The sequence below is a fragment of the Flavobacterium sp. N1994 genome, from assembly GCF_025947145.1.
Lineage (GTDB): Bacteria > Bacteroidota > Bacteroidia > Flavobacteriales > Flavobacteriaceae > Flavobacterium.
In genome coordinates this window covers 1,886,563-1,899,172 of the sequence record NZ_CP109999.1, presented here as the reverse complement: position 1 = coordinate 1,899,172, position 12,610 = coordinate 1,886,563, and the positions used below count along the sequence as shown (strand labels likewise).

15 protein-coding genes are annotated in these 12,610 nt (G+C 34.1%); 7 read left to right on the top strand and 8 right to left on the bottom strand.

What is annotated here, in order from left to right; translation table 11 throughout:
- The first annotated feature begins 9 nt into the window (after window positions 1–9).
- The 3 genes from OLM53_RS08435 to aat all read left to right on the top strand — a co-directional run bounded on the left by OLM53_RS08435 (window position 10) and on the right by aat (window position 2,026).
- The gene (locus OLM53_RS08435) at window positions 10–885 is read left to right on the top strand and encodes a flavin reductase family protein (protein ID WP_264519794.1); all 876 of its coding nucleotides are present in this window, start codon (window positions 10–12) and stop codon (window positions 883–885) included.
- Window positions 886–887: 2 nt separating this feature from the next.
- Entirely contained in the window at window positions 888–1,262 is a 375-nt protein-coding gene (locus OLM53_RS08430) for a DUF3127 domain-containing protein (protein WP_264519793.1), read from the top strand.
- Between the two features lie 113 nt (window positions 1,263–1,375).
- Window positions 1,376–2,026 carry a leucyl/phenylalanyl-tRNA--protein transferase gene (aat, locus tag OLM53_RS08425; protein ID WP_264519792.1) on the top strand — a complete coding sequence of 217 codons (651 nt, stop codon included), beginning with the start codon at window positions 1,376–1,378 and terminating at the stop codon, window positions 2,024–2,026.
- Here aat and OLM53_RS08420 read toward each other — a convergent pair.
- From OLM53_RS08420 to OLM53_RS08410, 3 genes are read right to left on the bottom strand one after another with little or no spacing between them, the layout of a single operon-like run.
- Window positions 2,016–2,738, bottom strand: coding sequence for a YoaK family protein (locus OLM53_RS08420; RefSeq protein WP_264519791.1), 723 nt, complete (start codon window positions 2,736–2,738; stop codon window positions 2,016–2,018). The genes aat and OLM53_RS08420 overlap by 11 nt on opposite strands.
- A 54-nt stretch (window positions 2,739–2,792) precedes the next feature.
- Complete coding sequence (locus OLM53_RS08415) at window positions 2,793–3,356, bottom strand: DNA-3-methyladenine glycosylase I (RefSeq protein WP_264519790.1); 564 nt, start codon at window positions 3,354–3,356, stop codon at window positions 2,793–2,795.
- Entirely contained in the window at window positions 3,346–3,999 is a 654-nt protein-coding gene (locus OLM53_RS08410) for a queuosine precursor transporter (RefSeq protein WP_264519789.1), read from the bottom strand. The genes OLM53_RS08415 and OLM53_RS08410 overlap by 11 nt, the downstream gene beginning before the upstream one ends.
- A gap of 104 nt (window positions 4,000–4,103) precedes the next feature.
- Here OLM53_RS08410 and OLM53_RS08405 point away from each other — a divergent pair, with 104 nt between their 5' ends.
- Window positions 4,104–6,221, top strand: a complete 2,118-nt coding sequence (locus OLM53_RS08405; RefSeq protein ID WP_264519788.1) for a M3 family metallopeptidase — start codon at window positions 4,104–4,106, stop codon at window positions 6,219–6,221.
- 70 nt (window positions 6,222–6,291) lie between these two features.
- On the opposite strand, the gene tsf is transcribed toward OLM53_RS08405, so the two are convergent.
- The 4 genes from tsf to rplM form a co-directional block, all read right to left on the bottom strand.
- The gene (gene tsf, locus OLM53_RS08400) at window positions 6,292–7,122 is read right to left on the bottom strand and encodes a translation elongation factor Ts (RefSeq protein WP_264519787.1); all 831 of its coding nucleotides are present in this window, start codon (window positions 7,120–7,122) and stop codon (window positions 6,292–6,294) included.
- A 111-nt stretch (window positions 7,123–7,233) separates the two neighbouring features.
- Complete coding sequence (gene rpsB / locus OLM53_RS08395) at window positions 7,234–8,070, bottom strand: 30S ribosomal protein S2 (RefSeq protein WP_264519786.1); 837 nt, start codon at window positions 8,068–8,070, stop codon at window positions 7,234–7,236.
- A gap of 149 nt (window positions 8,071–8,219) precedes the next feature.
- On the bottom strand, window positions 8,220–8,606 hold the full coding sequence (rpsI, locus tag OLM53_RS08390; RefSeq protein ID WP_176306470.1) for a 30S ribosomal protein S9: 387 nt from the start codon (window positions 8,604–8,606) through the stop codon (window positions 8,220–8,222).
- Window positions 8,606–9,061: a 50S ribosomal protein L13 gene (gene rplM, locus OLM53_RS08385; protein ID WP_264519785.1), complete on the bottom strand. Its 456-nt coding sequence runs from the start codon at window positions 9,059–9,061 to the stop codon at window positions 8,606–8,608. Before rplM ends, rpsI begins: the two co-directional genes overlap by 1 nt.
- 270 nt (window positions 9,062–9,331) lie before the next feature.
- On the opposite strand from rplM, the gene OLM53_RS08380 reads away from it, so the two are divergent.
- The 3 genes from OLM53_RS08380 to OLM53_RS08370 all read left to right on the top strand — a co-directional run bounded on the left by OLM53_RS08380 (window position 9,332) and on the right by OLM53_RS08370 (window position 11,740).
- Window positions 9,332–10,354, top strand: coding sequence for a LacI family DNA-binding transcriptional regulator (locus OLM53_RS08380; protein WP_264519784.1), 1,023 nt, complete (start codon window positions 9,332–9,334; stop codon window positions 10,352–10,354).
- A 104-nt stretch (window positions 10,355–10,458) separates the two neighbouring features.
- Window positions 10,459–10,986 (top strand): ankyrin repeat domain-containing protein, encoded by a 528-nt coding sequence (locus OLM53_RS08375; RefSeq protein WP_264519783.1) that lies wholly within the window; start codon window positions 10,459–10,461, stop codon window positions 10,984–10,986.
- Window position 10,987: 1 nt separating this feature from the next.
- Window positions 10,988–11,740, top strand: coding sequence for a T9SS type A sorting domain-containing protein (locus tag OLM53_RS08370; protein WP_264519782.1), 753 nt, complete (start codon window positions 10,988–10,990; stop codon window positions 11,738–11,740).
- Between the two features lie 69 nt (window positions 11,741–11,809).
- Here the strand turns inward: OLM53_RS08370 and OLM53_RS08365 are convergent, their stop codons facing one another.
- Entirely contained in the window at window positions 11,810–12,505 is a 696-nt protein-coding gene (locus tag OLM53_RS08365; protein WP_264519781.1) for a hypothetical protein, read from the bottom strand.
- Between the last annotated feature and the right edge of the window lie 105 nt (window positions 12,506–12,610).

Sequence of the window (12,610 nt, the reverse complement as noted above, 5' to 3'; positions counted from 1 at the left end):
TAAAATATCATGCTTAGTTTCGAACCACATACATTGTCACCAGCAGAATTACAAGGATATTTGCAAAGTGCTGTAGCCCCAAGACCAATTGCTTTCGCCAGTACAATGGATAAAAACGGGAAACCTAATTTGTCACCCTTTAGTTTTTTTAATGTGTTCAGTTCTAATCCGCCAATATTGGTTTTTTCTCCAGCACGACGCGTTAGAAATAACACTACAAAACATACACTAGAAAATTGTGAAACCACAAAAGAAGTCGTAATCAATGTGGTAAATTACGATATTGTACAACAAGCTTCTTTGTCGAGTACGGAATATCCTGATGGAGTAAATGAGTTTGTAAAATCGGGATTGACGATGCTTCATTCGGATATGGTAAAACCTTATCGTGTTGCCGAAAGTCCGGTACAAATGGAATGCAAAGTCAATGAAATTATAGCCTTGGGAAATCAAGGAGGAGCTGGAAATTTAATTATCTGCGAAGTGATTAAAATTCACATCAATGAAAAGGTCCTAGATGCTCAAAATAGGATTGACCAAAATAAAATTGATTTAGTTTCTCGTTTAGGAGGGAATTGGTATTCGCGTTCTAATCAAGGGCTGTTTGAAGTCGAAAAACCATTGACAACTCTGGGAATTGGAGTAGATTCAGTTCCTGATTTTGTCAAAAAAAGTCCTGTTTTTGACGGGAATGATTTAGGTAAATTAGGAAATGTTGAAGCATTGCCAACACAAGAAGAAATTACTATATTTGTACAACAAAATTTTGCTGTTAAAGGAGTTTTGAGTTCGGATGATGAAAAGAAAATTCACCAAAAAGCAAAAGAATATTTAAATAATAATGACGCACTCTCTGCTTGGAAAGTGCTTTTAGCAAAACAATAATTATGGAAGTTACCGGGAAAATTAAGGTGGTAAATGCTGAGCAACAAGTGAGTGCTAGCTTTAGAAAAAGAGAATTGGTTGTGGCTACAGAAGAGCAATATCCGCAATTTATCAGCATCAACTTTGTCCAAGACAAATGTGATTTGTTGAACAATTATAATGTAGGGGATGCGGTAAAAGTAGCCATCAATTTGAGAGGAAGAGAATGGGTAAACCCACAAGGAGAAACCAAATATTTCAACGATATTCAAGGTTGGAGAATTGAAAAATTACAAGCAGAAGCTCCAGCAGCAGGAATGGCTCCAATGCCACCAGCAGAAGCATTTGCTCCAGCAACCAACTTCAACGAAGAAGAACACGACGATTTACCTTTTTAAGAAGAAAGAGTAAAGAAGAAAGAACAAAGACCATTCTAACAGTAATTGTAGGGATGGTTTTTTCATTTAAATCCTTTTTCTTTTCTCTTGCTTCTTTTCTCTATTTTCTAAATATGTATTTTCTATCCAAAGAACTCTATTTTCCTCCTGTTGATGAAGCTTCCTACGAAGGAATTCTTGCTATTGGAGGCGATTTGTCGGTTGAGCGCTTGTTATTGGCTTATCGTGATGGAATTTTTCCTTGGTTTAATGAAGACGAACCCATACTTTGGTGGGCTCCTCCAGAAAGAATGGTAGTTGCACCGCAGTTATACAAGGTTTCTAAAAGTATTCGGAATCTCCTTAATCAGAATAAATTTAAAGTTACTTTCAATCAGAATTTTAAGGATGTAATTTTAGGTTGCCAGCAAATTGAGCGTCCAGGTCAAGATGGAACGTGGCTTTCTGATGATTTTGTCGATTCTTATACCAAGCTTCACGAAATGGGTATTGCTAAATCAGTCGAAGTATGGCAAAATGAGGAATTAGTCGGCGGATTATATGGCGTTGATTTAGGACACATTTTTTGTGGGGAAAGTATGTTTTCAATAGTTTCTAATGCCAGTAAAATAGCTTTTGTCACACTTATAGAACATTTAAAAAACAACAATTATAAACTATTGGATTGTCAAGTTCATAATGATCATTTGGAAAAATTAGGGGCATTTGAGATTTCGAGAGAAACGTTTATGAAAGTTTTAAAATCGGAAAAATCTAGTTTTTAAAACTGGATTTTATTTTTCTTTTGGTCATATGATAATACACCACGATATTATCAAAAACCAAGGCTATTACGAGTACAAATGCTGCAAAAAGCAATATTTTTAATTCGTAGGTTTTGTAAAATAAGCCCCCTAAAACCCCTCCAATAAAGAAAAACAAAATAATAGAAAGTCTCAACGAAATGCTAACAGACAAACGCTTTAACTCAATAGGTTTTTTATAAAAGAACAATTGGGAAAGCTCAATCCCTAAATCAGTGAATAAGCCAGTTAAGTGTGTGGTTCTTACTGTTGACTGAGAAATTTTTGTCACCAAAGCATTTTGTAAACCCATGGCAAAAAGCAAAGTGTAAGCAACACATTCGGGATTATAGTTTTGAGATAAGCCAACCGCACAAAGCAGTATTACTTCCAAAAACATCGGAACGGCATGAGCTATTCTTGGTTTCTTTATAGATACAATCTCAACTAAAAAATTTGAAACAAAAGCACCCGCCAAAAAGAAAAAAATAAAGACAATAAAAGTAAGCGCTTTGGAATAATTCTTCAGTGAAATTTGTTCGGCAAAAAAAGCGAAATGCCCCGTGACATTTGTGGTTAATGTGCTAACAGACAATACACCAGCAATATTAACAATCCCAGCAATAAACGATAAAGTAGATGCTAATCGCAAATTGTGAGAAAATGTTCGCCGACTCCCTTTATGCCGAAACATAGCTTTAAAATTTAAGCTAAAGGTACAAATTTAAGACTGAGCCTAGAGTAAAAATTAAACACTCCTTTTCCAACAATCTTCAACATGATCATTTACCATTCCGGTGGCTTGCATGTGAGCATAAACTACAGTAGAGCCAACAAATTTAAATCCGCGTTTTTTTAAATCTTTACTGATTTCATCCGAAAGAGGAGTAGTAGCTTTTACATCACTCATTTTTTTGATGTTATTCTCAATAGGTTTTCCTCCTGTAAAATTCCAAATGTATTTGGAAAAACTGCCAAACTCTTCTTGAACTTTCATAAAGGCTACAGCGTTGGCAATTGTCCCTTTAATTTTTAAACCATTACGGATAATCCCTGCATCTTGCATCAGTTCCTCAATTTTGGATTCTTTGTATTGCGCCACTTTTTTATAATCAAATTGATCAAATGCTTTGCGGAAGTTATCTCTTTTTTTCAAAATGGTATACCAACTAAGCCCTGCTTGAAAAGTTTCCAAGACTAAAAATTCAAATAATGTAGCATCATCATAGACGGGATTCCCCCATTCGTTATCATGATAATCACGATATAAATCGTCTTTTTCGCACCAGGCACAACGCATTTTATTTTCCATCTTTTGCAATGTATTTTTCAATTAAGGAATGGCCAAGATAAATCAAAGGTGTCATTAAAACGGCAATAATCAATTTTACAGTATAGCCGGTAAATGCAGAAATAATAAAGGTTGGGGTATCCATTTTCCCTGTCATCCAAAAGGCAATTCCAAGCACAATAAAACTATCGAACAATTGCGAAATCACCGTTGACCCCGTACTTCTTAACCAAATCATTTTATCCCCCGTTTTATTTTTAACAAAATGAAAAATACTAACATCAATCAACTGAGAAGCCATAAAAGCAGTAATACTCCCCACAATAATCCACATACTTTGCCCAAAGACTCCATTGAATTGTTCATCAGAAACTAGTTTTTCACCATTGACGGCCGGAATTTGCATCGCCAAATATAGAATGATAAAAGTATAAGCAATTAAACTTGCGGTTATGAGTGATAGTTTTCTAACGCCTTTTTGTCCAAAATATTCGTTGATTAAATCGGTGGTTACAAAAACAACGGGCCAAGGCAAAATACCAATACTCATTACCGCAGATCCTACATGGATTAACTTTCCACCAATCAATTCGGCAACAACAGCATTTGTTATAAATATACCAGCCAGAACAACATAAACGGTATCTTTTTTGGAATGAAACATAGGGTTGTATTTTTCTCAAATTTATAGAATTATCTGTAATGATTTTCAAATGACTTCTGGGAATTGATTTTTCATTACTTTTGATAAATCAAATAAAGTAACTAATGAAAAAACTAATGTTAACCTTGCTTATGAGCGCACCATTGCTTGTTATAAATGCACAAAAAAGCCAAAATTCATTTTTGAATAATTGGGCTGGTCCTTACGGAGGAGTTCCAGCATTCAATGATTATAAATTAAATGAGTTAAAACCTGCTATCGAATTTGCCATTCAGGAAAAATTGAAACAAGTAGATAAAATAGCCAATAATCCGAAACCAGCCACTTTTGATAACACCATAGTAGCTATGGAAAAAGCGGGTAAACGATTGAATGAAGTGTATGTTATTTTTGGTATTTATAGCTCTAATCTAAACAGTCCAGAATTTGAACCTATCGAATCAGAAATGACTCCTAAATTTTCCGAAGTTTTCAATAAAGTGTACCAAAACGGAAAATTATTTAAAAGGATTTCAGCCGTATATAATTCGCCAGCAAAAGCAAAATTAACTCCAGAACAACAACGTTTGGTTTGGTTATACTATTCCAACTTTGTTCGCGAAGGAGCCAAAGCCGATAAGAAAAGCAAAGAAAGAATTGCTCAAATTAATCAAGAATTAGCAGGGTTGTTTACCAAGTTTTCTCAAAATCAATTAGCCGATGAAAACAATTATTACTTGGAATTAAAAACGGAAGCCGATTTTGATGGTTTACCAAATGAATTAAAAAATGCAGCCATTGCTGAAGCTAAAGACAGAAAACTAAACATAATGGGTTGTATTGCTAATACGCGTTCGTCAATGGAACCTTTTCTAACTTTTTCAAACAGAAGAGATTTGAGAGAAAAAGCATTTCAAATTTGGACAAGCCGTGGGGACAATGACAATGCTAATAACAACAACGCTACATTGGTACAAATCTTAAAACTTCGTGCTGAGAAAGCAAAATTATTAGGATTTGCGACTTTCGCCGACTGGAGTTTGTCTAATACTATGGCGCAAAAACCACAGAAAACCTTAGATTTGATGATGTCGGTTTGGACACCCGCTGTAGAAAAAGTACATGCTGATGTTGCTGAAATGCAAAAAATGGTAGATGCCGAAGGAGGAAAATTCCAAATAGAACCTTGGGATTACCGTTATTATTCTGAAAAAGTGCGTAAAGCTAAATATGATTTAGACCAAAACGATGTAAAACCGTATCTTCAATTAGAGAAACTAAGAGAAGGCATGTTTTGGGTAGCTGGCGAATTGTTTCACTTGAAGTTTAAGCAAGTATACAACGTTCCTGTATTTCATCCAGACGTACGTGTTTTCGAAGTGTCTAACTCGGTTACTGGTAAAGTAGTAGGTGTTTGGTATTTCGATCCTTATGCAAGAAAAGGGAAACGTTCAGGAGCATGGATGAATGCCACCAGAGAACAAAGCAGAGTAGATGGCGATGTAATTACGATAGTATCCAATAATTGTAATTTCATCAAAGGCAATGATAACGAACCTATTTTAATTTCATGGGAAGATGCTAGTACTTTATTTCACGAATTTGGACATGCTTTACATGGTTTGAATTCGAATGTAACTTATCCAAGTTTATCTGGAACAAACGTGCCGAGAGACTACGTAGAATTTCCTTCTCAAGTTATGGAAAGATGGTTAGCCACTCCAGAAGTACTAAATCGATTTGCATTGCACTATAAAACAGGAGAACCCATGCCAATGTCTTTAGTAAATAGAATTGAAAAGGCAGCTACTTTTAACGAAGCTTTCTCAACGGTAGAAACTATCGCAAGTGCATTAGTAGATATGAAATTACACTTGTTAACCAATCCGGATATCAATCCAAAAGAGTTTGAAAAGAAAACCTTAACAGAATTGAATATGCCACACGAAATCGTAATGCGTCATAGAATTCCACAGTTTGGCCATATCTTTTCAGATGATGCCTATGCAGCAGGCTATTATGGTTATCTGTGGGCTGATGCTATTAGTGCGGATGCCTCCGAAGCCTTTACAGAAACTAAAGAAGGATTTTACAACAAAGACGTAGCTAAAAAATTATACGATAATGTGTTTAGTATAGGTAACACTATTGACCCTGAAATTGCTTATAAAAAGTTCCGTGGTCGAGATGTAAAGACAGATGCTTTAATGAGAGCAAGAGGATTTACAGTAGTGAAGAAATAAAACAAAACAAAAAACCCAAATCAAACGATTTGGGTTTTTTTATGAGATTCTGAAAATGTTTCAGAATAAATTATCCAAGAGCAACTCTTTTAAAACCAGTAACAGTTAATCCACCGTCAACAGTTTTAACATAAGCAGCAACGCTCATAGAGCTATCTTTAATATAATCTTGGTTTACTAAAGTATTGTCTTTAAAGAAACGACCCAATTTTCCTTTAGCAATGTTTTCAATCATAGCTTCTGGTTTTCCTTCTTGACGTAACATATCTTTAGCAATTTCAATTTCTTTAGCAACTGTATCAGCATCAACACCAGCTTCATCTAAAGCAATTGGGTTCATAGCTGCAGCTTGCATCGCTACGTTTCTTGAAGCTTCTTCAGCACCAGCAACGTTAGCAGAAAGTGCCACTAAAGTAGCAATTTTGTTTCCAGCATGGATATAAGAACCAACAAAAGCACCATTCAATCTTTCGAAAGAAGCGATTTCAATTTTTTCTCCAATAACACCCGTTTGCTCGATTAATTTTTCAGCTACTGTGATACCATTAAAATCAGAAGCTAAAAAGGCTTCTTTAGTATCATAGTGTAACGCTTGGTTAGCGAAATCAGTAGCCAATTTTACGAAACCTTCATTTTTTCCAACAAAGTCAGTTTCGCAGTTTAATGTGATAACAACACCAGAAGTCTTGTCAGCATTAACAGCAGCGATAGCAGCTCCTTCAGTAGATTCTCTGTCAGAACGGTTAGCCGCTACTTTTTGACCTTTTTTTCTAAGGTTTTCAATAGCTAAATCAAAATCTCCTTCTGATTCTACTAAAGCTTTTTTACAGTCCATCATTCCTGCACCAGTAATAGTTCTTAGCTTATTTACGTCTGCAGCAGTAATTGTGATTGTTGACATAATATTTTTTATTTAAAAGTTTTTAAAAGTAAATTACGAATTACAAATTGGTAATTACGAGAGAAAATAATCCGTAATTCATGATTTGTAATTCGTAATTATTTTTTTGTTTTATTCTTCAGTTGAAGTTTCTTCAGTTGCAGCTTCTACTTCTGGAGCAGCTTCTACTTCTACAACCTCAGCAGCTGGTGCTTCTACAGCAGCAACTACTTCAGCTACTTCTTCTGTTTCTGTTTCAGGAGCGATATCAGCATCAGAAGTTCTGTTAGCTAATCCGTCTTTTACAGCGTCAGTTACTAAAGTTAAAATTTTATCAATTGATTTTGAAGCATCATCATTGGATGGAATAACGTAATCTACTTCACGTGGATCAGAGTTAGTATCAACCATTGCAAAAACTGGAATGTTTAATTTTTGTGCTTCTTTGATTGCGATGTGTTCCGCTTTGATATCTACTACGAATAAAGCAGCAGGTAATCTTGACATATCAGCGATAGAACCTAAGTTCTTCTCTAATTTGGCACGAAGACGATCAACTTGTAATCTTTCTTTTTTAGACAAAGTCATGAAAGTACCATCTTTTTTCATTTTATCAATAGAAGCCATTTTTTTAACAGCTTTACGGATAGTAACAAAGTTGGTTAACATACCACCAGGCCATCTTTCAGTGATGTAAGGCATGTTACAAGCTAATGCTTTTTCAGATACGATATCTTTTGCTTGTTTTTTGGTAGCTACGAAAAGTATTTTTCTACCAGATGCTGCAATTTTTTTCATGGCTTCATTAGCCTCTTCAATTTTGGCAGCGGTTTTATATAGATTGATAATGTGAATTCCATTACGCTCCATATAGATGTAAGGGGCCATGTTTGGATCCCACTTACGAGTCATGTGTCCAAAGTGAACACCTGCTTCTAATAATTCTTTAACGTCAATTTTGTTTGCCATTGTGTAATAGTTTACGTTCCGTGTTATAGCAATTTCCAAGTAGTCACTTGCGTTAGTCTTGAAAATTTAGATGCTAAACTAATTCCCTTTTTATAAGGAATATCGACAACTTTATTAATTTCAATTTTAATTTGTAAAAATTCTGAAGATTAACGTTTAGAGAATTGGAATCTCTTACGTGCTTTTTTCTGACCGAATTTTTTACGTTCTACCATTCTTGGATCTCTTGTTAGTAATCCTTCTGGTTTAAGGATAGCTCTGTTTTCAGCTTCCACTTCACACATTGCTCTTGCAATAGCCATTCTCACAGCTTCTGCTTGCCCTGTTGAACCACCACCATATACATTTACTTTTACGTCAAAGTTGTCCGCATTGTTTGTCATAGACATTGGTTGCAACACTTTGTACTGTAAAGTAGCTGTTGGGAAATAGTTGTTGAACTCTCTTTTGTTTACGGTGATTTTTCCTGTTCCTTCTGAAACATAAACACGCGCAACAGCACATTTTCTTCTACCGATTTTGTGAATAACTCCCATTACTTAAGATCGTTTAGGTTAACTGTTTTAGGTTTTTGCGCACCTTGTTTGTGCTCAGTTCCTACAACAACATTTAAATTTCTGAAAAGTTCTGCTCCTAATTTATTTTTAGGTAACATTCCTTTCACTGCTTTTTCAATTAGCAAAGCAGGATTTTTTGATTGCAAAACCTTTGCAGTCAAACTTCTTTGTCCTCCAGGGTAACCTGTGTGTCTGATGTACGTTTTGTCATCTAACTTGTTTCCTGTAAGATTGATTTTCTCTGCGTTAATAACAATTACGTTATCTCCACAGTCGACGTGAGGTGTGTAACTTGGCTTGTATTTGCCTCTCAAAAGCATCGCGACTTTTGAAGCAAAACGACCTAAGTTATGACCATCAGCATCTACAATGATCCACTCTTTTCCAGAGGTGGCTTTGGTTGTAGATTGTGTCTTGTAGCTTAATGCGTCCATAATATTTTTTTAATTAAACATTCCATTCCCAATAAAGGGAGCGCAAAAGTACAATTATTTATTAATAAAGCAAATACGTTTTTTTAAATATTTTTATAAAGCACAGAAATTTGCTTAAAATCCTTTTAATCAATGGGCTTAATAGGGTCAAAACTTCTATTTTTTGCTATAAATGACTTGCCTCTTTTTAATAAAATACCTATAACTTTACTTATTATTTGAGAGGTTGCAGATTTTTTTTTGCTATTTTTACACTTAAACCGATATAAAATGAAATCGAAAGCCACATTAAAACAAATTGCAAAAGAGTTAGGAGTTTCTGTTTCCACAGTTTCTAAAGCATTGAATGGTAGCCCGGAAATAAGTGAGCCAACCAAAAAACGCGTTCAGGAATATGCCAAATTAAAAAACTACAAGCCGAATGTTATTGGATTAAACCTAAAGAACAGAAAAACAAAAACGATCGGTGTTTTAATACCGAATATTTTAAATTCTTTTTTTGCTAAAGTTTTTAGTGGCATAGAAAAGGTAGCAGATGAGAAAGGGTATAAGGTAATTACTTGTATTACTAACGAATCCCTTGAAAAAGAAATCAATGCCTTGGAAATGTTGAGTAATGGAACTATTGATGGTTTTATTCTTTCGATTGCTGAAGAATCTCAAAAACTAAGAAAGTTTGATCACTTCACAACAATTATTAATGAAGGGACTCCTATTGTAATGTTTGACCGAATCGTTGATGAAGTGAATTGTGATAAAGTAATAGTAGACGACTACGAATCGGCAATGAATGCTACACAACACTTGATTAAAACAGGATGTAAAAAAATAGCCTTGCTCTCTGCCATTGACAATCTTAGTGTTGGTAAATTAAGAGCTCAAGGATTCTATAAAGCCATGGAAGACAATGGTCTAAAAGTTGACGAGAATATGGTTATTTTAACCAATAATAATGAAGAGTTCAATTCAAAAATTGGAGGCTTTTTTATCAAAAACAAACCTGATGGCGTTTTTGCTGTTGATGAACATGCATCAGTAACGGCTCTTAAATTAGGAATTCAAAATGGATATAAAATTCCGAAAGACTTATCAATAATAGGTTTTGCCGATGGTGTTTGGTCGCGCAGAATGACCCCAAGTTTGTCAACCGTAAGTCAGCACGGACCTGAAATTGGTGAAGTGGCAGCCCAATTATTAATTGACAAATTAGAAAGCACAGAAGAAATCTTTACGTTTTCAACAACAACTATAAAAACAGAGTTACGTCAGCGTGATTCTACCAAAAAATTATAAAAGCCTGTAAATAGTATTGCAAAAAGGGAAATGTTCACCTTTTGTCTACCTTGATTTGTTGTTTGGTGTTATAGCTTAAAATACATTTGTAACTTAATTAAGACATGAAACACTCTTTATTTTGCATATTACTTTTTCTTACCGTGAACTCGGCTTTCTGTCAAGCGAGCCAAGATGTGTTTGATATAGCCAGAAATGGAACTGTAGAACAAGCCAAAGCTATTATTAACGCAAACCCAAATGCTTTTAAAACCGTAAATAGTGATGGGTTTTCACCCTTAACATTAGCCTGTTATCGAGGTAATAACGAAGTTGCCAAATTGCTCATAGAAACAGGTTGTGATATCAATCAAAAAAGCAGTATGGGAACCCCTTTAATGGCGTCGGTTGTCAAAGGGAATGTTGAAATGGTAACACTATTGTTAAATAAAAAAGCAGAAGTAAACACAGCTGACAATAATGGTACAACAGCTTTGTTATATGCCACAATTTTCAAAAACAAAACAATAGCAAGTTTACTTATAAAATCAAATGCTAATCCAGAAATGAAAGACAATAGAGGAAACTCTGCCATAGATTATGCAATTCTTGCAAATGATGATGAATTAATAGAAATACTTAAAAACAAATAACATGAAAAAAATTACTTTATTATTTGCTTTACTGATTACCTCATTCTTTTACGGTCAAACCTACTCTACAGGTTTAATTAATTTTACTTCTGGATACTCAGGTAAAATTGATGTCACGGATTCACAAGTTACTTTAACTTTAATAGGGCCATCTACAGGTTGGTTGGGAATATCATTCAACTCAACACAAATGGATGACATCGGAAATGATGTAGTCCTATTTGACGGCACAAATTTATCAGACAGAACTTTTGACGGACAAGGTATTGTTCCGCCATTAGACGCTATTCAAAATTGGACAGTAACTTCAAATACTGTTACAAGCGGAGTAAGAACTGTTGTTGGAACAAGAGCAAGAAGTACGGGAGACGCAAATGATTATACTTTTAGTGCTAGTGCTCAAGCATTAAATATAGTTTGGGCTCGTAAACTGGCAAATTTCTCAGTCAATTATCATGGTGCAGGAAGTTGTGGCGCCACTGTTGCTAATTTTACCCTAGGAAATGCTGATTTTAATATTGAAGCATTTAAGTTGTTTCCAAATCCTGCTAAAGGGTTTACATCAATTGAATTGCCTACAAACATTAATGAAGCACAAGTTAAAATTTATGATAATTTAGGAAGAGTAGTTAAAAATCAATCCATTACCAAAACAGAAAATAATGTCAATACTGTTGATATGTCAACGGGAACATACTTAGTTGTAATAAGAACAGATTATGGAAATGCAACCAAAACATTGATAATAGAATAAAAGGGTTATCAATAATAAAAAAGGCTAGAATAAATTTTCTAGCCTTTTTTATTTTAGGTTTATGATGTTTTAAAAAGTAGCAATAAACTTTGTCAATTCAATTAATTTTGTTTCGTCTTTAAATGAAAAATTATTCTTTTTAATAAAGTCTTCGATTTTATCTTTTTGGATAGGGAATTGAATTATAAGCTCCTTTTTGTTTTTAGGAAATAAGATTATTTTTTTATCTGCTAACTCTAAATAATATTCGTCTTGAACTCTTTGAAACCTTGCAGGAATACTTTCACTATAGGTGTTTCTTGCAGGTTTTGCGTTTAAAAATTCTATTTTATCTCTTCTTAAAAGCGTGATTCCATTTTCGGATTTTACTTCAACTAAATAACCATCAATTTGTTTTTTATCCGAATTGGTATAATTTACATGTCTTAATTTGTAATTTAAATCCTTGATGAAAACGGAAGTTATAGTTGAGTTTTTTATTAAATTATAAACATCATTATTTTTTTTAAATTCAACTTCATCTGTAGCAGCATTATATCGAACCATAACATTGTCTACAACTCCTTCGATATTGGCAGGTTTAAAATTATCATTTATAAATTGTGTTCCTTCTATTTCATTCAAAGGTACAACGGTATATTCATGTTTATAAAAAGTACCTGCTTGAACTCCTCCAATAACCTCTAATACTTGTAGCTGTGATTGTGAGAATAAGTTAGAAGAAAGTGCTATTGTAAATAAAATTGTTAGGGATGTTTTTTTCATTTCATTTTTTTTAGTTAGTTGAGAGTACTTATATCAGTAAAATTAATAAATTAACTTCTAAAGTAAGATTAAATTAACATCTTCCTTTCAAAGGATAACTTCTTT